General features: G+C 46.0%; 19 protein-coding genes. 2 read left to right on the top strand and 17 right to left on the bottom strand.

Annotated elements, in window-relative coordinates; genetic code table 11:
• Nucleotides 1-89 precede the first annotated feature (89 nt).
• The 5 genes from EV213_RS19445 to EV213_RS19425 all read right to left on the bottom strand — a co-directional run bounded on the left by EV213_RS19445 (nucleotide 90) and on the right by EV213_RS19425 (nucleotide 4327).
• Nucleotides 90-380 carry a zinc dependent phospholipase C family protein gene (locus tag EV213_RS19445; protein WP_133582236.1) on the bottom strand — a complete coding sequence of 97 codons (291 nt, stop codon included), beginning with the start codon at nucleotides 378-380 and terminating at the stop codon, nucleotides 90-92.
• Between the two features lie 103 nt (nucleotides 381-483).
• Nucleotides 484-1800, bottom strand: a complete 1317-nt coding sequence (hisD, locus tag EV213_RS19440; protein WP_166639426.1) for a histidinol dehydrogenase — start codon at nucleotides 1798-1800, stop codon at nucleotides 484-486.
• Nucleotides 1801-2083: 283 nt separating this feature from the next.
• The gene (locus EV213_RS19435; protein WP_243740285.1) at nucleotides 2084-2548 is read right to left on the bottom strand and encodes a GNAT family N-acetyltransferase; all 465 of its coding nucleotides are present in this window, start codon (nucleotides 2546-2548) and stop codon (nucleotides 2084-2086) included.
• 61 nt (nucleotides 2549-2609) lie between these two features.
• The gene (locus EV213_RS19430) at nucleotides 2610-3347 is read right to left on the bottom strand and encodes an alpha/beta fold hydrolase (protein WP_166639425.1); all 738 of its coding nucleotides are present in this window, start codon (nucleotides 3345-3347) and stop codon (nucleotides 2610-2612) included.
• Between the two features lie 230 nt (nucleotides 3348-3577).
• Nucleotides 3578-4327 carry a GNAT family N-acetyltransferase gene (locus EV213_RS19425; protein WP_243740283.1) on the bottom strand — a complete coding sequence of 250 codons (750 nt, stop codon included), beginning with the start codon at nucleotides 4325-4327 and terminating at the stop codon, nucleotides 3578-3580.
• A 287-nt stretch (nucleotides 4328-4614) separates the two neighbouring features.
• Here EV213_RS19425 and EV213_RS21390 point away from each other — a divergent pair, with 287 nt between their 5' ends.
• Both EV213_RS21390 and EV213_RS19415 read left to right on the top strand, forming a co-directional pair.
• Nucleotides 4615-4857 (top strand): phosphotransferase-like protein, encoded by a 243-nt coding sequence (locus EV213_RS21390; RefSeq protein ID WP_133582241.1) that lies wholly within the window; start codon nucleotides 4615-4617, stop codon nucleotides 4855-4857.
• Nucleotides 4858-5092: 235 nt separating this feature from the next.
• Entirely contained in the window at nucleotides 5093-5437 is a 345-nt protein-coding gene (locus tag EV213_RS19415; protein WP_243740281.1) for a chloramphenicol phosphotransferase CPT family protein, read from the top strand.
• Between the two features lie 124 nt (nucleotides 5438-5561).
• Here EV213_RS19415 and rlmD read toward each other — a convergent pair whose 3' ends face one another.
• The 12 genes from rlmD to EV213_RS19355 all read right to left on the bottom strand — a co-directional run bounded on the left by rlmD (nucleotide 5562) and on the right by EV213_RS19355 (nucleotide 20922).
• Nucleotides 5562-6932, bottom strand: a complete 1371-nt coding sequence (rlmD, locus tag EV213_RS19410; protein WP_133582232.1) for a 23S rRNA (uracil(1939)-C(5))-methyltransferase RlmD — start codon at nucleotides 6930-6932, stop codon at nucleotides 5562-5564.
• A 141-nt stretch (nucleotides 6933-7073) separates the two neighbouring features.
• Nucleotides 7074-8633, bottom strand: coding sequence for an FAD-dependent oxidoreductase (locus EV213_RS19405; RefSeq protein WP_133582231.1), 1560 nt, complete (start codon nucleotides 8631-8633; stop codon nucleotides 7074-7076).
• A gap of 228 nt (nucleotides 8634-8861) precedes the next feature.
• Nucleotides 8862-9257, bottom strand: a complete 396-nt coding sequence (locus EV213_RS19400; RefSeq protein ID WP_208112788.1) for a hypothetical protein — start codon at nucleotides 9255-9257, stop codon at nucleotides 8862-8864.
• 118 nt (nucleotides 9258-9375) lie between these two features.
• Nucleotides 9376-10290, bottom strand: a complete 915-nt coding sequence (locus EV213_RS19395; protein WP_133582229.1) for a diacylglycerol kinase — start codon at nucleotides 10288-10290, stop codon at nucleotides 9376-9378.
• Nucleotides 10291-10839: 549 nt separating this feature from the next.
• The gene (gene gatB, locus EV213_RS19390; RefSeq protein WP_133582228.1) at nucleotides 10840-12270 is read right to left on the bottom strand and encodes an Asp-tRNA(Asn)/Glu-tRNA(Gln) amidotransferase subunit GatB; all 1431 of its coding nucleotides are present in this window, start codon (nucleotides 12268-12270) and stop codon (nucleotides 10840-10842) included.
• Nucleotides 12267-13730 (bottom strand): Asp-tRNA(Asn)/Glu-tRNA(Gln) amidotransferase subunit GatA, encoded by a 1464-nt coding sequence (gene gatA / locus EV213_RS19385; protein ID WP_133582227.1) that lies wholly within the window; start codon nucleotides 13728-13730, stop codon nucleotides 12267-12269. Before gatA ends, gatB begins: the two co-directional genes overlap by 4 nt.
• 13 nt (nucleotides 13731-13743) lie before the next feature.
• Nucleotides 13744-14034 carry an Asp-tRNA(Asn)/Glu-tRNA(Gln) amidotransferase subunit GatC gene (gene gatC, locus EV213_RS19380; RefSeq protein ID WP_133582226.1) on the bottom strand — a complete coding sequence of 97 codons (291 nt, stop codon included), beginning with the start codon at nucleotides 14032-14034 and terminating at the stop codon, nucleotides 13744-13746.
• A gap of 101 nt (nucleotides 14035-14135) precedes the next feature.
• Nucleotides 14136-15281: a CamS family sex pheromone protein gene (locus EV213_RS19375; protein WP_133582225.1), complete on the bottom strand. Its 1146-nt coding sequence runs from the start codon at nucleotides 15279-15281 to the stop codon at nucleotides 14136-14138.
• Nucleotides 15282-15297: 16 nt separating this feature from the next.
• Nucleotides 15298-17310: an NAD-dependent DNA ligase LigA gene (gene ligA / locus EV213_RS19370; protein WP_133582224.1), complete on the bottom strand. Its 2013-nt coding sequence runs from the start codon at nucleotides 17308-17310 to the stop codon at nucleotides 15298-15300.
• 30 nt (nucleotides 17311-17340) lie between these two features.
• Nucleotides 17341-19542: a DNA helicase PcrA gene (gene pcrA / locus EV213_RS19365; protein ID WP_133582223.1), complete on the bottom strand. Its 2202-nt coding sequence runs from the start codon at nucleotides 19540-19542 to the stop codon at nucleotides 17341-17343.
• A gap of 15 nt (nucleotides 19543-19557) precedes the next feature.
• Nucleotides 19558-20244 (bottom strand): heptaprenylglyceryl phosphate synthase, encoded by a 687-nt coding sequence (pcrB, locus tag EV213_RS19360; RefSeq protein WP_133582240.1) that lies wholly within the window; start codon nucleotides 20242-20244, stop codon nucleotides 19558-19560.
• A 141-nt stretch (nucleotides 20245-20385) separates the two neighbouring features.
• On the bottom strand, nucleotides 20386-20922 hold the full coding sequence (locus EV213_RS19355) for a hypothetical protein (protein ID WP_133582222.1): 537 nt from the start codon (nucleotides 20920-20922) through the stop codon (nucleotides 20386-20388).
• Between the last annotated feature and the right edge of the window lie 118 nt (nucleotides 20923-21040).

Genomic DNA, 21040 nt, shown 5'->3' with positions numbered 1-21040 from the left:
CTGATAGAATCAGTTTACAGGAGAGAATGATTTTTGGTGAAAAAGTGTTCAATGGAAACGAGCAAAAACTGTTCACTTTATTTTAGCAGTTACAAATAGATATATTCCATCCACACGTTATCTGAAATTAAATGAGTCAAATACCCTAATGAGTAATCATCCTTAATATCTGATAAGTATGTATCAATGTATCTTTTGTAGTTTACCTGCCTAGTTCTCTTGTCTACATCTCCTTCGAAATAATGTGTTAAAACTTTTCTTTCAGACGAGAAAGCCGCATCAGGCGCAATTGAACCATTTAAGAAATCTCTCTTGTTTCTTAAATCAAGGCTAGAAGCGACCATCTCACCAATGATTAAATGCATCAAACGCGAACCCATAAAACCCCTCCCTTACTCCATATTTCACCACGGTGTTTGCTTTATACACACCTGGCCGTTAGCGATTCAATTTCGGGATATAAATCACAGTGGCAGTATCCACCTACTCAAGTAACCTAATTTCAGCAGCTTTTACATGACTCGGCAGTTGTTCGTAATCTCCCATCTCTTTAATGATTGGGTATATTTCCTGTAAAGCGTCCTTGCTCAGTCTTCCGATGGTTGAATACTTCACCATATCTTTAGATGTCACTCCTGAAAAGGCTCTTGCAAAATGGTTCGTCGGCAATACGGCAGTAATTCCTATTCCGTAATTCGCCGCGGAAAAAGGTGTGTATGCGCCGATAAGAATTTCACCAGCATTGATAATACGAGTCAAAGCACGCTCCTCCGTTTCTTTATCGCATACCACCATCAAATGTTCTGGTGCAAACCAATTAATAAAATTAAAAGCTTCGTCGACATCTGATGCAACAACGATGGCCCCCTTGCCGTTATCCCCAAAGACATGTTCTACGTATTGTTTCCGTTTTTCTTCGACCTCAGCAATACAGTCCCAAAGGAGGGTTTCCACACTACGAGCAAGGTTAGTAGACGTTGTGACCAGAATAGAAGTAGAATCGGGACCATGCTCCGCTTCATTGATTAGATCATACGCTATTTTTAAAGGATCGGCAGTATCGTCTGCGAAAATGACACTTTCGGTTGGACCGATGCCTAAGACACTCTTCTTCCCATATGTCATTGCTACACTCATTGCCGCCGCAATTCCACCTGGTCCTGGCCCATAAATCCCATCAACCTCTGGAATGGAGCTTGTGCCTTGCGCAAACCCAGCAATGATAGCCACTCCGTTTCCGATCACAAATTGATCAGCCCCCGCAAGCTTTGCCGCCGCTACCGTTCCTTGATCTCCAAGACCATTTTTTAATGGCGGCATCCCCACAACTATTTTTTTCACACCTGCTGTCTTTGCCGCGACAACCAACATGATCGCAGTAGAAAGTAACGGTCCTTTTCTTGCTGGGATCCATATACCTACCGATTCCAAGGGAACCACATTCTCACCGATTACTGTTCCAGGTCTAATTTCCTTCTCCCATGTTTTCGGCAACATCGCTAAATTAGCCTCTTGCACATTTCTTATTGCTTGTTCTATTGCTGAACGTAATGAGGGGGACAACGAAGAAACGCATTCTTCAATATAATCATTCGTCAGAATCAATCCATCCAAATCGACATCATCATACTTCGATGTTAGATTTCTGATGCCTTTATCGCCGGTATTGGCTACCTCATCGAAAATAGATAGAACGCCATTGAGGACATCTCTGTTGAATAACGTTTTATGTGTGCTGAAGCGTTCTGTCAGTGAGTCATTCTGTTCTGGAACGTTGAATACAATGCTCGAGTTTTGCACTTTTCTACCTCCAATTTTTTGTTAAACCAAAAAGAGCCATATAGGATAAAAAACACCTACATGACTCATATGCTTCAAGTCCGTAGGTATAACGCCAAGAAGCGCTTGTACCTACGGAAAAAATTCCGCAATACAAACGCCTATCTATTATGATGGTTATAGGATTTATTAATTATTAAGACAAAATGAATCATTTTGATATCCCCCTGAACCGTGCTTGGACATAGTATAAAGTGCATAGCATTTTTTGTAAAGTGTTTCCATCATGTCGATGCCCGTTCAACTAATCTTTTATTAGATATTCATAGATTCTTATTTCATCATCACTAAGAGAATACCCCTTACCAACGTATATCCAATTCGTTCTTTCATAGTAGCCCATTAGATCAGTGCAAAGATATAGCTTTACATATCCTTTGTCCCTTGTCTCATTGATGGCATGAGCTTGTAAAAGATCTCCTATCTTCTTTCCCCTCGCTTCTGGACGAACATAAAGGCAAGCAAACCAAGGACTCAAATCCTGTCTACTATTAAGATCACTTCTTAAAATTGCATACGATCCAATGATATTGTCATCTTCAATGGCCAAATAGAATCTTGGTATTTCGCTTTCAGTCTTACAGGATTGAGTAATACAGTCCTTATAAAAATTGAAGTTGCCTTCTGACCCCCATTGTTTCCAGAAGAATTGTATGGCATCGTCCACGAGTTCAGGGTTGTCTCGAACATCTACTATTTGTATCATCATTGAGCTCCTTGTAGTATTTATATCGCTTATTCTGCTTTATTGACGATCAAATTTTTGGTCTTTAAACACTCCTCCCGATTTCGTCTCGAATTTGAAGAAATCGTTGAACAAGCTCCGTAGGATTTGACAAAAAGGGAGAATGATCAGTGGCAATAGAGTAAACATGATCGACACCTGCCGCCTTCCACATTTTACGCTGAACTGAAGGAAAGATGACTTGATCGTGGAGACATTCGATGTAAACCTTTCTAATTCTAGCGAAGTTTGCGCCAAGAGATATTGGAGTTATTGTTGGAAGAATTGGCTGCATGCCCAATCGGTGAACAGCTTCTCTCGCAAGCTCATCCGGACAGCAATTGTAGAAGTAATTCACAATCGATTGTATGTCAGTCTCGCTCTCAGCCAAATACCCTTTCATTCCATTCACGACAATTTGCTCTGGGGTTCGCGGTTTCTCATGCTCCTCCCTGGGAATGTCGACGGCTGATTTACAAGAAGGTAAAAGAACGGCCGATACATAAACCAGACACGAAATCTTGGCTGGAATCCTGTCTGCAGCAGCAGAAATGAAATGCCCAGACAAACTGTGTCCAACCAATATGATTGGCTCGTCCTGTAAATTGACGATCCGTATAATTTCTTGAATATAATCCCTAACCTCTACGTTACTTCCATCGAACGACTGGGCTGACAGATCGACGGTTACCGCCTTATCTCCTTCGACACGAATCTGATTCACAACCTCATGCCAACACCATTCGTTATGATAAGCACCATGTATAAATACAAAAGTCGTCAATAGCCTCAACCCTTGCTATAAAATTTGTTTCTGATGGTTCTAAAAACCGAAAGTTCAGCGTCCCTACTACACACTCCACATGTATGAATTGCTCTGTGGAAAATTTCAATGCCTCCCTACCTGTGAATCTTTCTAGCTTATAAATGCAGCAGTCTTGGCATTCGAATAAGTTTTTGCGTCTAAACTACGCCGGTCAACATGTTACTTGGACTGACACTAAACCATTGTCTTCATACTTCAAATCCTTCAAAGTTGTTTCGCCAATCAGTCACCCAAGCAGGAAAATACCCTGATCGTTGAGCTACTCTCTGTGACGCAACATGACTGGCGATTACGTCATAACTCGGTACATCACCACGTTCTAATATTTCAAAAGTTAACCTGTTTACAAGATAATTCGCCAATCCCAAATTACGAAAGTCGGGTAATACTTCTATTGCAATTTGCCATAGTTTTGCGCATGTTTTGCTTGCTCCAGCCACGCCTACAATTTTCCCATTTTTCTTTGCAGTCACAGCTAAATCAGTCTGCCAAGGGAGATTCGTATCATAAATAATAGCTGTATCGAATCTCTGAACAACATCAAACATTCCGACTACTTCATCTCGCTTTAACAGTTCAAATGAAAAATTACTCGGTTGTGATATGGGTTTTATTCTTTTTAGATCAGGCAGAAAATGCAAGTAAAGACCTCTGATAAATGGCAAGGAGAATACGGTATCCCTGTCTTTGCCCTGCATCTGTGTTTTAGCAATTGTTAACCGTTCCGGTGTTGCCGACACTACAATTGACTTGCCCATAGACAAAATTTCAAAATACCGATCGTTTCTTGGGAATGGCCTACATCCAGGATTTTCTTTAGCTTCGACAAAAATAATACTGTCCTTTTCGCCGTTCAAGTCATCGATCGAGCAATTTAGGTCAATGGCAAGTTGTGATTGCACAATAATCAGCATTTCTTGTGGTGTCATTATCATCATATATAACCTTCTTTCCTAAAATCTCTTCCGAATGAGTAATATGGACTTATTTGGACATTACGATTTATTCGTTAAGATAACGGTTCGGACGATGGGCAGACAGGGTTTACCCTTCTTCGCTCCGCATAAAATTTCTCTGAATATGCCATGTAAGTGCACTCCTCCCAAGATTCATTAAGCTGTCGGGCAGGATTACTTAATCATTACACGAATACCTTAAATATGACAAATTTTACTATGTTCGCATCTGAAAGTACGCAATGAATATTTTTTGAAGAGGTGATTAAATTGAAGCAAGGAATAATAGTTTTTTTAATGGAACTTCAAGTTCCGGAAAGACTTCCATATCGACAGAACTATTAAATCAAAATGAAATCCCATTTCGTCATTTATCAATTGATGATTTTTTTCATGGATTGTTTCATGACTACATTGATTTTATTAACACTAAATGTTCAAAATCAGCCGATAGAGAAGATGTTGTGTTAGGCAATGTAGAAATGCATAACATTGCAATTGCTCCTACATAGTAATGCAACTTGACACGGAGCCTCTATGGGCATGCACTAAACGCCAAGAAGCCATGCGCCATAAGGCTTTGGCTTTGCCAAAAAGGCTAGCACGCCCAACTCTCCGTGTAAAGTTGCAACGAAATATCGGCTTGCAAAGTTATGCACTATTGTTTTGCACTACACAGATGTGGAAGTTTCGGCACAAATAATTATTGATTCATTAGTTACTTTATTTTATTCAACAGTTAAATTCATGTCAGAGAAAGGAATCAATGTAGTTGTAGATACAGTAAATGATAATGACGAGCGGTTTAATACTTGTCTAGGTTTATTAATAGATCGTCCTGTACTATTTGTAGGAGTCACTTGCTCGAAAGAGGAACTTATTAGAAGAGAAAAACTAAGGGAAGATAGACAGAGTGGATTAGCAATCGCACAGTATGATATAGTTTATCGCCCTGAGGAGTATGACATTGAACTAAATACTGAAACCTTGAGACCAAACGAATGCGCCAATTTGATAGTAGATTTTATTAGATCAATTCGTGAATACTCTGCTTTTAAGAAGTTAGATAAAAGAAGTGTTGGTGTTTCATAGAAACCTTGTCCTCTAGATAACACATTGTTCAACGCTTCGGGGCATTTGACAGAGTTCATAGAGTAAAAGAAAAAAGAGGGGTTCATTGCCCCTCTTGACTATTTTCGCCAACATACCTCAACTATTAGTCTTTCCTGACCAACAGTGAGCAGCACTCCACATGCCCCGTCTGTGGGAACATGTCCACTGGCTGCACATCCTTCACCTCATACGCACCACCTTCGGTCAATACGGCTAAATCACGCGCGAGGGTGGCGGGGTTGCACGATACGTAAACGATACGTTTCGGACTCATGTCTAGCATCGTTTTCAGTAGGGCATCGTCACAGCCTTTTCTCGGTGGGTCGACGACGATGACGTCGGCGTGAATGCCTTGCTTTGCCCACGCAGGAATAACTTCTTCAGCCGCCCCTGCTTCAAAGGTTGTGTTTGAAAAGCCGTTTAAGACGGCATTTTTCTTTGCATCCTCAATCGCTTCTGGCACAATTTCAACCCCGTACACATGCTTCGCTTGACGGGCGAGGAACAGGGAAATCGTGCCGATGCCACAGTAGGCATCAATAACGGTTTCGTTGCCTGTCAACTCAGCGTACTCCAACGCTTTCCCGTACAGTACGTCCGTTTGCACTGGGTTCACTTGATAAAATGATTGAGCAGAAATATCGAAGTCTACATCGTCAATGCTGTCGCGAATGGTTTCTTTGCCCCAAATCACTTCAGTGTGTGACCCGAGAATGACGTTGGTCCGCTTCGGGTTAACGTTCTGGACAATCGACACGACTTGTGGGAATTGCTCCTGAATGTCTCGAATGATGTTAGCTTTGTTTGGCAGTGTTCGACTTTTCGTGACGAGTACGACCATTTGCTCGCTGCTCTGTCGTCCATTCCGTACAAGAATGTGACGCAGCGTGCCTTTATGTGTCGCTTCATCATACGCCCGGATGCCGTAAGCCTCCGCAATGCCTCTGACACCTTGGACAAGTGCATCATTGCTTTGATCCTGAATCATGCACACATCCAAGTCAATCAGGTCGTGACTGCGCTGCTTGTAAAATCCAGCGATCAGACTACCGTTCCGTTCTCCGACAGGCACTTGCGCTTTGTTCCGGTAAGCCCATGGATCCTCCATCCCTAGCGTTGGCTGAACGGTGATATCATTCAATCCACCGATGCGGCTTAGCGCCTCCTTCACCTGACTTTGCTTGTAGCGCAATTGTCCTTCATACGACAAATGCTGAAGCTGACAGCCTCCGCATTCGCCAAACACAGGGCATGGCGCGTCCACGCGATCGGGACTCTGCTCCACAATCTCCATTAAGCGTCCAAATGCATAATTCTTCTTTGTCTTTATGATCTTCAGGGACACGGTTTCGCCTGGCAAGGCATTAGGCACAAAGATCGGAAAACCTTCCACTTTCGCCACACCTGCGCCATCATGTGTCAAATCATGAACCTCTGCTGTGTAAAACTTATTTTTTTCTACTGGTATCGCCATGTTGCAACGTCCTTTCGCGCTCTCCGCTCATTCAAAACTGCTCACATTGTACCACACAATGCTGGCGATATCGAAAGTTGCTGTCATATTTCCCCGGAAATATATGGCCTCGTTCGACATTTCCAGGGGAATGATAGATTCTTAGATTTGACGAATCTCCGGCCACTCCAATTCAACGCCTTCTGCCTTCAGCTGATCTTGAAAACTAGTCAGCAAATCCTTGTTTTCATACACCTCCGCTGGGCGCTTATTCTCACGGATACAGAAGGCGGCTAGCAGCCCTGCTGATTCGCCAATATTCCATTCTACGGGATGGAGGCGGTAGCTGCCGTTCGTAATATGGGTCGTGCCAATGTTTTTGCAGGCTGGGAGAAGGTTTTCGGTCTCCTCAGGGATCAAACTACCGAGCGGAATTTGAAACGGCCATGCTTTAAAGTCAATGTAGTTGCGCTGCCCTGTCGATGGATGCAAATCAATATGATAGGCGCCAATGCCTACGGTGTCTGTGAACCCTTCTGGCCGTGTGTCGCCAGTGATGTGCTGTTCGACGACAGTGAATTTCGCTTTGATTCGCCGGGATTCACGAATATATGCGTATTTGGCAATGCCATCGGATGTGCCAACGACATCCTTACGAAGACGCAACTCAGGATAGCCCTTGCCGCCAGAATAGTTTGGCGCCTCCGTTTGCATCCAATACAAAAAGGACAGCGACAACTGCTTCGCCATATACAGATGATGGGCACTACTTTCTTCCGATACCTCTAGCACAGGGCCTAACCAATAATCGGTTTGCGGCCAATTCATTAAAGAAATGTCCCCTCTGTATAGCTCTCCACGAAAGTGAGTTGGGTCGATAATTCGTCGATACGGCCAGAGCGGGAAAGTGCCTTCTCCTTGATAGAGACCATACTCAATATGCTTCAAAGTTGGCGGCTGAATCGCTGTCCAGCTCAGCTGTGGGCCCGGCCAAAAATCAGAATGATGTTTTTTCCAAAACCCGTATTCTTCAGGGCGTTCAATCACATTGTCCTCTCCTGGCGCGATGTCCATGGCAAGAATTTGCGTGATGGCTTGCATATCCAAAGGATCGGCGGGACCGTCCAGTGCGTGAGGCTCCCCAGTGTCTTGCTTCGATTCTGCCCCTGTGACATAGGCTGTATTTGTTATTGGCAGCAGTTCCCCTAGCTCCGTGGCATCTAGTATGTACGGGGCTGTAAAACGGATAGGCTGCTTTGTCTTCACATGCTCAACGGTTACAGAAGTGACCTCGTGCCCGCTTTTTTCCGCAGCGATCGGCTTGTGCATCGTAAACACGCGAACGCGACCTGAATGAACATACGGAGCTAGCATGTCTTCAAGAACGTGCAACGACACCTTTGGTTCATGAGCCAGTCGTGACACAATCGCACTGCCAGGGTTCAGCAGCTTATCTGCCCGAGCTTCGGGTGTCACCGGAAATTGCGTTTTGTAATAGCCACGTACGCGGTCTCTAAACTCGCGATAGCTTGCGGTACAGCCAAACGATTCAATCCATAAATGCTCGTCTGGCGGAACGGCCTGTGAGGTGAACTGCCCGCCAATCCAATCGGTTTCCTCCGTCATCGCCACCTGTAGGCCTTGCTTGGCAGCTGCCAAAGCCGCTGCTACGCCACCTACGCCACCACCTGCAATGTATACGTCCACGTGTATCGTCTCCATGTAACCATCCCTTCGACAACAAAATTCGAGCTACTGTAACACTTAGCGATTCATTGGAGAGTTCCTGCATTTTTCAAATAGTTTATGAAAATTAATTCCTTTTAAGACGTTGTACATTTTCTTTGATGTGTTTAACCGAGCAAACAATCACTTCCCTCGCCACATAAAAAAGAAGCCTCCACTTCGTACGGGGCTTCTCTAATTGATTTTCGGCAAGGGGCCTGTAGTTTACACACAGGCGAAGGTAACGATTTGGCGCGTGTCAATGCCGGAAAAAGCCCAAAAGAAGCCTAACCAGCGATAGCCTGTGACGGTGTGGCTTTGGCGGCGAATCCGTGTCGGATAGAACCAAAAGGCCTGACCGTTGTTTAGTTGGATGTACGTGTAACGAAATAGGCAATTTTGTAAGGATTGTGGAGCAACAAATGCAACGCTTTGCCCTCCTCCGCCGCCACCGCTAAAGCTTTGTGGAATCGCGGATGGTGGTGGGCCTTGTGGTGGACCGCCTTGTCCGGGCGGGCCGCCACCTCCGGGAGGACCTCCTCCGCCTGGTGGTGGGCCACCAGGACCGCCTCCACCTGGAAAGCCTGGGAAACCTGGGAACTGTGGGAACAATGCAGACACCTCTTTTTCTCAAGATACTGTAGGCTATGTCTGCTAGCGTCATATGGTGCCTATCCTCATAAATGATTTGCGTTGACCATTCAAAAAAGCTGCTATAGCCGGAGGTGGCCATGCAGCTTTAGTCGTCCTTTGGAAATGCTTTGTTTGGCTCAGCGGGCACGATCATCTCGATATGCCGGTACAGGTTTACAAATTCACCGGGCAAATCGCCACCATATTCTCCATCAAGATTCAGTTGCATCGGCTCGCTTGTGCTTACTTTAATGCGACTCGCCTTGGCGTAAATGACATGCCGATCTTTAATGTGCTCGCCACGGAGAGCAAGTGTGGCAATTCTGATGAATTCAGCAAGATTGGTTTTCTTTAAGATAATTAATTCAAACATCCCGTCGTTCAGCAAGGCGTCTGGCGCAAGCTTCTCAAACCCGCCTACGGAATTTGTGAGGGACACGAGAAACAGCATCACTTCGCCTTCAAACAAACGACCATCATACTCAATTCGAACATCGGTCGGTTTAATAGAAGGCAGCATCTCCATGCCTTTTAAATAATAGGCAAGTTGGCCAAGCATGGTTTTCAACTTGCTCGGCACTTCATAAGTTAGCTCTGTCAGCTTTCCGCCACCGGCAATATTGACGAAATAAATGCCGTTCACCTTGCCAATATCCAGCGGAATGGTATGTCCGGCTTCAATAATTTGAAGCGCTTTGTCCACAGAACGCGGAATGCGGAGGGCACGGGCAAAATCGTTGGTTGTTCCCATTGGAATTAAGCCGATTTTCGGACGCCAATCTTGCTCGGCAATCCCATTAATCACTTCATTAATCGTCCCGTCACCGCCACCAGCGATGACAAGGTCATACCGACGTTCGACAGCTATTTTTGCGGCTTCGATTGCGTCGCCTTCCCCAGAAGTGGCATGCGATGAGGCTTCATACCCTAGGGCTTCAAGACGTGCAAGAATATCAGGAAGCTCGCGCTTAATTAATTCGCGCCCCGATGTCGGGTTGTAAATGAGACGCGCACGCTTCATGTCACATCATCCATTCTTCAATGTAAACTCGTTTCTTAAGTATACCACTAGTGCATGCGAGAAAGAAATTGGCGTTCTTTTCCATCGAGAGGTGCTGCATGGATCTTTTATGTCTTCGCACCGATTTGGGCTCGCTTGATCATGTTTTGGGCTCGCTTTCCCTCTTTTGCGGCTCGCTTTTCCCCTTTTTGGGCTCGCTCCCAATCCATTCAGGCTCGCTTTCTCTTGTTCGGCTCGCTCTACTTCATTTCGGGCTCGCTTTCCCTATTTTACGGCTCGCTTTTCCCTTTTTCAGGCTCGCTTCCGATCAATTCAGGCTCGCTTTCTCTTGTTCGGCTCGCTCTACCTCATTTCGGGCTCGCTTTCCCTCTTTTGCGGCTCGCTTTTTCCCTTTTTGGGCTCGCTTCCCTTGCGTAACGGCTCGCTTTTCCGGCTGAACGTCACTTCACTGCTTTCCTTAGGCCCTTACACACTTCCAAAACGTCATCTCTCAATTAGCTTTGTCAACATTGAAAGCACCCATACTGGGTGCTTTCGACATTCGCATCATTAACGCTTTTCGAGTTCTTCTTTAATTAATTGGTTGACCATTTGTGGGTTTGCTTTCCCTTTTGTCGCCTTCATGATCTGACCGACGAGGAAGCCAAGGGCGCGATCTTTCCCGTTTTTAAAGTCTTCAATCGACTGCGGATTGTTCGTGACGACTTCTTCGACAACACCTACAAGCTGGCTTGGATCGGAAATTTGCACAAGGCCTTTTTCTTCGACAATCTTCTCTGGATCGCCGCCGTTTTCAATCAGCTCTTTAAATACCTTTTTGGCGATTTTCGAGGAAATCGTGCCTTTTTCAATTAAACCGATCATTTTCGCAAGTCCTGTTGGTGTCATCTCAACATCCGCGAGCTCTTGACCATTGGCATTCAAGTGAGCGGATACTTCGCCCATTAACCAGTTTGACGTTTGCTTCGCATCGGCGCCTTCAGCAATCGTTGCTTCAAAGAAATCCGACATTTCTTTCGTTAAGGTCAGCACCATCGCATCGTAGCTAGGCAAGCCCAGTTCGTTCACATAGCGTGCTTTCCTTGCGTCTGGCAGTTCAGGAATCTCTTTGCTGACGCGTTCCTTCCAAGCATCGTCAATGTAAAGCTCTTGCAAGTCGGGCTCTGGGAAGTAACGATAGTCGTCCGAGCCTTCCTTGATACGCATGAGAAGCGTCTTTTTTGTCGATTCGTCGTAGCGGCGTGTTTCTTGGAGGATGACATTCCCACCGAGCAATTCCTTCGCTTGACGTTTTTCTTCGAACTCAAGACCCTTTTGCACATACGTAAAGGAATTGAGGTTTTTCAATTCGGTCTTTGTACCGAATTTCTCCTGCCCATAAGGACGGAGCGAAATATTGGCATCACAACGCAACGAGCCTTCTTCCATTTTGCAATCCGATACACCTGTGTATTGAATAATGGATTTTAGCTTCTCAAGATAGGCATACGCCTCTTCTGGCGTTCTCATATCCGGCTCAGACACAATTTCAATCAACGGTGTCCCTTGACGGTTAAAGTCTACGAGAGAAGCGCCGCCACTTGCATGCGTTAGCTTGCCGGCATCCTCTTCAAGGTGCACACGTGTTACGCCGATGCGCTTCTTTTTGCCTTCCACTTCAATCTCAATCCAACCGTTCTCACCAATTGGCTTATCAAACTGAGAGATCTGATACGCCTTTGGATTGTCTGGGTAGAAATAGTTTTTACGGTCGAATTTTGTATCCGTTGCAACCTCACAATTGAGAGCCATGCTGGCGCGCATTGCAAAATCAACGGCACGTTTGTTCAGCACAGGCAACACACCAGGATGGCCAAGGCAAATCGGGCAAACGTTTGTGTTTGGAGGAGCGCCAAAGGCCGTCGAGCAATTACAGAAAATTTTCGTGTTTGTTTTTAGTTCAACGTGCACTTCAAGCCCGATAATGGTTTCTAAATTCATCGCGCTTCCCCCTCTCCTAGAGACGGTTTTTGTTTATGGTGGTCTGTCGCCTGTTCGAAGGCATGCGCCACACGATATACCGTCGCTTCATCAAAATGTTTCCCGATAATTTGCAAGCCGACTGGCAACCCATCAATAGTGCCACATGGAACAGAGATGCCTGGCACGCCTGCGAGGTTGACCGGAATTGTTAAAATGTCGTTGGCATACATCGTCAATGGGTCCTTCGTATTTTCGCCTACTTTGAAAGCTGTTGTTGGCGTTGTTGGACCAATGACGACATCGTAGTTTTCAAAGATGTCTTCAAAATCCTTCTTGATCAGTGTACGTGCCTTTTGCGCCTTTTTGTAGTACGCATCATAATACCCAGAGCTAAGGGCAAATGTACCTAGCATAATGCGTCGCTTGACTTCATCGCCAAAGCCTTCGCTGCGCGTTTGCTTGTACATGTCGATTAAATTGTCCGCATTGTCCGTCCGCAAGCCATAACGAACCCCATCAAAACGAGCTAGGTTGGCAGAGGCTTCTGAAGAAGACAACAAATAATACGTCGCTAACGCATATTTGGAGTGAGGCAAAGACACTTCATCCCAAGTAGCCCCAAGACGTTCAAGTTCTTTTAACGCAGCAAGCACTTTTTCCTTCACCGCAGGGTCGACCCCTTCAGCAAGGTATTCCTTAGGCACAGCGATCTTTAGGCCTTTTACGTCACCTGTCAACGCAGCTGTATACTCAGGAACGTCGAGGTTGGCTGATGTCGCGTCGTAGCTGTCATGTCCGGCAATCGTTTGTAGCAAGTAAGCATTGTCCTCGACATTGCGTGTCAAAGGACCAATTTGGTCAAGGGATGAGGCGAATGCCACGAGACCGAAACGGGACACACGTCCGTAAGTAGGCTTAAGTCCAACGACACCACAATAGGCTGCCGGTTGGCGAATTGAACCACCTGTATCCGAGCCAAGTGCAAACAATACTTCACCAGCAGCTACAGCAGCAGCGGAACCACCACTTGAGCCCCCTGGGACATGATCGGTGTTCCACGGGTTACGAACCGTCGCATAGGCTGAGTTTTCATTCGAAGACCCCATCGCAAACTCATCCATATTGATTTTTCCGATGGTTACAGAACCTTGATCATTCAGTTTTTGCACAACGGTCGCGTCATGCAATGGTGTGAAGCCTTCAAGAATCTTACTTGCACAAGTCGTACGTAAATCCTTAGTGACGATATTGTCCTTTACACCGATTGGCATGCCGTAAAGCAAGCCGCCAGTACCAGACTCGTCTAGTTGCTTTGCACGTGTTCGGGCTGCTTCTTCATTTAAGGTAAGAAACGCGTTAATCCGATCATCCACGTCATGAATGCGTGTGTATGAGGCGTCTACCAAGTCAGTGACAGACAGCTCTTTTTTATGTAGCTTCGCTTGTAGGTCTTTCATGGAATGGTCAAATAATGCCACGGTTGCTCGCCCCCTATTCCAAAATCGATGGGACGCGCACTTGGCCATCCTCATCATCCGGTGCATTTTTTAGTGCTTCTTCATTCGACAACCAAGGTGCTGCCGTGTCTTCGCGCAGTTCGTTTTTCATTTCAATGACATGCGCTGTCGGTTTGACATTATCCGTATCAAGCTCGCTCAGCTGCTCCACAAATGAAATAATGTCATCAAGCTGGGATGCAAAGTGCGTCGCTTCTTCATCTGTGACGGCCAAGCGCGCTAAATGAGCCACATGTTTGACTTCGTCCTTTGTAATTCTTGACAATTCATCCACCTCCGAGAAAAATCTGTCGAACACTCACAATACTATTCATATTACCAAAACCAACCACGGTTTGCGAGTCCTGTCAGTAATAAGACAGTGCCTTACTCATAAATATACACAAACGGCTCTTCTTTGCTCTCCCGTACGATTAAACTTTGCGGCTTGTCCAATGTTGTGATATTGACTTCCACCTCAACGTATTTCGGAAAATATTCCTCAACAAGTCCAGCAACATATTGGGTAAAACCGATCGTTTCCGCTTTTCCATAAAACGTGATTGGAATATCAATCATCATTTTTTGCAGCTCGTCTCCACGATACAAACCGCGTCCAATAACACCTACATAGTTTGGAAAATACATCGCGATATCCTCTTGAAACATCGTCATTTTGTCGGCATCACTGTAATGGTTTTCGGTCGCTTCATTCGATGGGAAAACGACGTATTGCGAATTCACGCCGGACCAGTCTCCAATGCTCGCCTCTCCGCTTTCTGCGATACCACTTGAAATAAAGGTCCCAGGTTGCACCGTATTCCTTGGCGATTCTTCAAAGATGCCGATGAGAATGGGCACTTCAGCTAAGCCTTCTCTCGTTCGCAGCTCTTGAAGAATTGTATTTGCCATTTCCTTCCCTTTGGCCAGTACCGTTTCCCTTGGAATATCCGTTTGGCGTGGGAACCCATCTTCTTGATTAAAGTAATGGACAGAGTTCAACGACAAACCAATCGAAATGCCACCGAGTTGATACTCGTCATTTTCGTTTTTCGTTAAAAAGTTTTGCTCGAGGATGTGTGACAGGTACTCAGGATTTTGATTGTTCTGCTGCTCCAAGTTGCCCTCCCCACTTAATGGTGGGTTTAGCCCTTTACCCTCATCATTTTGACGCTGTGTCCACGTGTTAATGTCCTCTGCCGTGATGTATTGTCCTTCTTGATAGAAGTAATCATCTGTTGGGAACGGTTGTTGAGATAGGCGCAGAAGGCCTGTTTCAAAGACATTGATGTCGAGTCGATTTGAGATATTGTTCACAATTAACCCTCGTGCCGCACCTGGCTTAAACGGCAGGACGGTCCGATAAAATTGCTCAGAAATCTGAACCGTTGGGATAATCGATGGTGTTGTTTGCTGCTGTTCCTCATCCTCACGCTGAATGACCTCATCGTCCTCATTGTTGTTGAGCACAGGGTTACAGCCTGCGAGCACGACCGCTGCCAGCAAAAGACTAAAACTGCGTTTATAGATCAACGTTCTTCACCACATTTCATTCATCTTTAGGGTAGGCCTCTAACAATGCGGCCTCATCCCAAGTTTCAATGCCTAGCTCGCTCGCCTTCGCCAACTTTGAGCCTGCATCTTCGCCTGCGATCAGAAGGTCTGTTTTCTTCGAGACGCTTCCTGTCACTTTGCCGCCCGCGCTTTCAATAATGGCTTTCACTTCATCTCTCGTATATGTCTCTAGCTTGCCTGTTAGGACAACCGTCTTGCCGTGAAATGGAGAGCTGCTGTCGCCATCCGTCTTACGAACAGGGCCTGTATAGGTCATATTAACGCCGGCCGTTTCTAAACGACCAATCAGATCCGTCATTTCTGGCTGCTCAAAATACTGCACGAGTGCATCGGCCATTTTGTCACCAATTTCGTCAACAGCCAACAGCTCATCTCTTGATGCTTTCTGTAGCGTATCCATTGATTGAAATTCCTCAGCAAGTGTTCGAGCTGCCTTGGCTCCGATAAATCGAATGCCTAGACCAAACAAAAGCCTTTCCAGAGAATTGTTCGTTGACTTCTGAATGGATTCGAGGAGGTTGGTAACGGACTTTTCGGCCATTCGCTCTAGTTGGATCAACTGCTCAAAGGTGAGCGCGTAGAGATCCGACACATCAGCAATCAATTTTTCATGGAACAGCTGAACTATGATCTTTTCGCCAAGCCCATCAATGTTCATCGCATTCCGAGAAACAAAGTGGATCAAAGCTTCGCGAATTTGTGCTGGACACTGGGGGTTTATGCAGCGCAATGCCACCTCGCCTTCAAGACGGATCAACTCACTGCTACATTCCGGGCACTCCGTTGGCATATGGAACTCCTGCTCCTCGCCAGTTCGTTGCTCCGTTAACGAGGACACCACCTCTGGAATGATGTCGCCTGCTTTTTTGATAACGACGACATCGCCAATGCGAATGTCTTTTTCATGAATCAAATCTTCGTTATGCAAGGACGCACGTTGCACAGTGGTACCTGCGACTTGGACAGGCTCAAGAACCGCTGTCGGCGTGACCACACCTGTGCGGCCAATGTTCAATTCAATCGACAGCAGCTTTGTGATGACTTCTTCAGCTGGAAATTTGTAGGCAATCGCCCACTTCGGGCTTTTGGCCGTATAGCCTAGCTCTTCCTGCTGATGAAGCTTATCAACTTTTATCACAATCCCGTCGATGTCGTAGGACAGCTCCTGCCGTTTGTTGTCCCATTCCTGAATATAGCTGAAGGCATCGTCAACGGTTTTGCAGCGACGACGCTCCTGGTTGGTTTTAAAGCCCAGACGTTGAAGGTAATCAAGGCCATCAGAGTGGGACTCAACGGTTTGACCTTCGAGCAGACCAATGCCGTAAATAAACACAGAAAGATGACGGCTCGCCGCAATTTTAGGATCAAGCTGTCGAAGCGACCCTGCTGCAGCATTTCTAGGGTTCGCGAACAACTGCAGGTCATCCGCCTGACGCGCCTTGTTCAACGTTTCAAACGAACGCTTTGGCATGTACGCCTCGCCACGCACTTCGATGGTGACAGGCTCCTTCAGTGTTAAAGGAATGGCACGAATCGTGCGGAGGTTTTCTGTAATGTCCTCACCCGTTGTGCCGTCCCCACGTGTCGCACCACGTACGAAGCGACCCTTTTCGTAAAGCAACGAAACGGCCAAGCCATCAATTTTAAGTTCGGCAATATAGGAGAACGCATCACCGACCCCTTGCCTCACTCTGCGATCAAAATCACGCAAGCTTTGTTCATCAAAGGCATTGCCTAAACTAAGCATTGAACGCTCATGCTGCACTTTGACAAACCCATCCAACGGAGGACCGCCCACGCGTTGTGTCGGCGAATCCTCCGTGACGAGATCGGGAAACTCATTCTCAAGCTTGACCAGCTCTTGCATGGCCTCATCGTACACCGCATCAGGAACCGATGGGGCATCGTGTACATGGTACTCCTCATTGTATTGATGAATGGCGTCACGAAGTGTTTCAATTCGTTGTTTTGCCGCATCCTTTGTCATGCATTGGTCCTTTCCGCCGCTTGCGCTGGCCTATTCTTTTTCAATTGGGGCAAAGCTTGCCAACAAACGTTTGACGCCAATCGGCTTCGGAAACGCAATATCAAGCTCCGTGTCGTCGCTCTCGCCACGAACGCTGACTACTGTTCCCGTACCCCATTTTTTATGCGCCGCCTTGTCGCCTACTTGCCACGAGCCGACCTTCTTTGCTTGTGGAATGGACACATGACGTTTTGGACCAGAGGATGGAGAAAACGGAGGTGGTGTGGAGATCGAGCCGAAGCTGTCCCCGCCTTCTTCCTCAATTAGCTCATCTGGAATTTCCTTCATAAACCGAGAGGGAGGGTTCGTGTTTGTTCGTCCAAACAATGTCCGCATTTTTGCGTTTGTCATAAATAGATTCTTCTCCGCACGTGTAATACCGACATAGCAAAGCCGGCGCTCCTCTTCCATTTCATCCTCTTCCATAAGGGAGCGGCTGTGCGGGAACACGCCTTCCTCCAAACCGATTAAAAAGACGATCGGAAATTCGAGCCCTTTTGCTGAATGCAATGTCATAAGGGTGACCGCATCTTGCGGCTTGCCATCGTCGTCCTCCTCGAGCTGATTAATGTCTGCGACGAGGGCCAAGTCTGTCAGAAAGGCAAGCAATGTTTTGTCTTCACTACGCTGCTCAAACTGCTTGCTGACCGTTAAAAACTCCTCGATGTTTTCCAAGCGGCTTTGCGACTCAATCGTGTTTTCATTTTTTAGCATTTCCCGGTAGCCCGTTTTGTCCAACACTTCCTCAATGATTTCCGTGACACTCAAGAATTCTTGCTGCTGTGTCCATTGGCTCATCAGTTTGGAGAAGTTTTGCAGTGTTTTCGTAAAACGTGCCGACAAGCCGACCTCTTCCACTTCTTTTAATGCTTGAAACAGAGATAGGTCATGATGAAGACCATATGCAGCTACTTTGTCCATCGTCGTCGCGCCTATGCCTCGTTTAGGAACATTAACGATTCGCGCCAGACTAATGTCATCGTCAGGATTGGCAATCAGCCTTAAATAAGCGAGCAAATCCTTAATTTCTTTGCGATCGTAGAACTTTGTGCCGCCGACCATCGCGTAATTGACGTTTGACTTGACGAGCGTTTCCTCCATCGTTCGTGACTGTGCATTTGTACGGTACAGCACCGCCATGTCACGATACGACCACTTTCCAGATTGAACAAATTCCTTCATCTTCCCGATGACATACTGCGCCTCATCACGTTCCGTATCCGCTCGATAATACGTGATCGGCGCCCCGCCTTTGTTGTCCGTCCAGAGTTCCTTCGGCTTACGGTTTGAATTTTGGGTAATCACTCCGTTGGCTGCATTCAAGATGCTTTCCGTCGAACGATAGTTTTGTTCAAGCATAATGACAGATGCTTCAGGATAGTCCTTCTCAAAGGAGAGAATGTTTGCAATGTCTGCTCCACGCCATTTGTATATCGATTGGTCAGAGTCCCCAACGACGCAAAGCTGGCGGCTTGCTGCGGCAAGCAGGTTCACAAGTGTATATTGCGCATGGTTTGTATCCTGATACTCATCGACATGAATATAACGAAATTTCTTTTGATAAAACTCGAGCACTTCAGGCACTTCCCGGAATAGACGAATCGTCACCATAATCAAGTCATCAAAATCAAGCGACTGGTTTTTCTTTAGTCGCCGTTCATATTGTGTGTACACATCGGCCACCATTTTTTCATAGTACCCACCGACGAGCGCTTCAAAAGCGGCCGCATTTTTCAGCTCGTTTTTGGCCGATGAAATCGCACCGAGCAACGCTCTAGGTTCAAACCGTTTCGTATCCATATTAAGCTCTTTGCAAATCTGTTTTATGACAGAAAGCTGATCACTGGAATCGAGAATTGAAAAACTCCGATTGTAGCCGACTCGTTCAATGTCCCTGCGCAAGATGCGAACACACATGGAGTGAAACGTCGAAATCCATAAATCCTCACCAAGACCGGTAATTTGTTGCACACGATCTTTCATCTCGCGAGCAGCCTTGTTTGTAAATGTAATAGCGAGGATGTTCCACGGCGCCACCTTTTTTTCACTCATCAAATAGGCCATTCGGTGTGTCAGCACACGGGTTTTTCCGCTCCCCGCTCCTGCCATTATTAAGAGCGGACCATCCGTATACAGCACAGCCTCGCGTTGTTTGTCATTTAGTCCTTGGAGTAGCTTGTCCGTTATGTACATCGGTCGTTCTCCTTTCTAGAGCGTTTTTACTGCTTTTACAGTCGCTAAGGCTGCTTTCAGATCGTCATAAAGGATATTTCCTACAATAATAGTGTCTGCATAGGCAGATGCTTGCTTTGCTCGCTCAGCACTATCGATCCCGCCTCCGTAAAACAACCGCGTTTTATCGCCTAAGGCGTCTTTTGCTTGTTTGAGAACGTCCATATCGCCAAAAGTGCCACTGTATTCGACATAAAACACAGGCATCTCCCACAGCCTGCCTGCAAGCTGTGCGTAAGCGGCCACTTCGTCTGACGTCAGAGCCGTTTTAGCCGCTGTCAGCTCTGCCACCGCCGCGTCCTTGTTCAGCACACAGTAGCCTTCAAGGAGAATCTCCTCATCGTCAATCAAATGACCATAGGCCTCGATCGCCTTATGATGAAGTCCAATAATCCATTCCCGTTTCTCACTATTCAACACGCTTGGAATTAAATAGCCGTCGAACCCCGGAGTAATGGAGTCCACAGTGGAAATCTCAAGCACACAAGGAACCGTATACCGTCGCACTCTTGAAAGCAGATCAATCACACCATCAAGTGTGACTCCTTGAGAGCCTCCTACAATAATCGCATCTGTCCCCGATTCACATAATGCTTCAAGCGCCTCATCGGAGACGTCCTTGTCCGGGTCTATTTTAAAGGCATGCTGCCACGTTCGATACATCTGCTTCAGCAATAGTTTTCCGTCCTCTCTCTTCCAAGATCCATTCCATTATTATAGCAGAGAGGGAAACGCTCGTTCCACTAGACAAACAGAAAAAAAGAGCTTTCCGCTATTGGAAGCTCTTTTTAGGTTGACTTATTTTTATGCTTTAGGTAATGCTTCAGACGACTCGTCCATATAGGCTTCAGTTCGAACGGTTCGATTTCTAAGTCCAAAAATAAAAAATGGAGCTAAAAGTCCACCGGAAACAGTCGTCCAGACAAGCAGCAGGATGTGTCGTTCTGCGTACTTTTTATACAAATAGTAATAGGCCATATAAAAAGGGACGATAGTCAACGCACCTATGTTAGGAAGAAGATAGACAAGAATCAAGCCCACGATTGGGGCCACAAGCAAAATCCATTTTGCCTTTCTAGTGAATGGCTCCGGCAAATCATCTTTAATTAGATCACCGAGCAAGTAACAGCACAGAAAGGGAATGAAGGCAAACCAAGCATAACGTCTCGTTTCTTTATCTGCACTTCGTCTCGCCATTTTATACAAACCTAAAGCGTACAGAATGTAGCATACGAAGACCAATGGAATGACGAAGTATAAAAGAAACACGATTAATTTTGGCAAAAATAAGAGTAGCTGATCAGAATTGACTATTGGAGCGAAAACACTTAAGAGGTTCACTTGTATTTACCTCCTTTTTAATTCATGTGAATCTCCTAAAACTACCGGCATGATATAAGCCGGTAGCGCAGGAGAAGCTCGTTCGGATAATGACAAACGCTCGTTTTTTTGTTTCGCT

This window comes from Aureibacillus halotolerans, assembly GCF_004363045.1.
GTDB lineage: Bacteria > Bacillota > Bacilli > Bacillales > DSM-28697 > Aureibacillus > Aureibacillus halotolerans.
The sequence above is the reverse complement of the archived record's forward strand: the minus strand, read 5'-3'. Positions and strand labels throughout refer to the sequence as shown.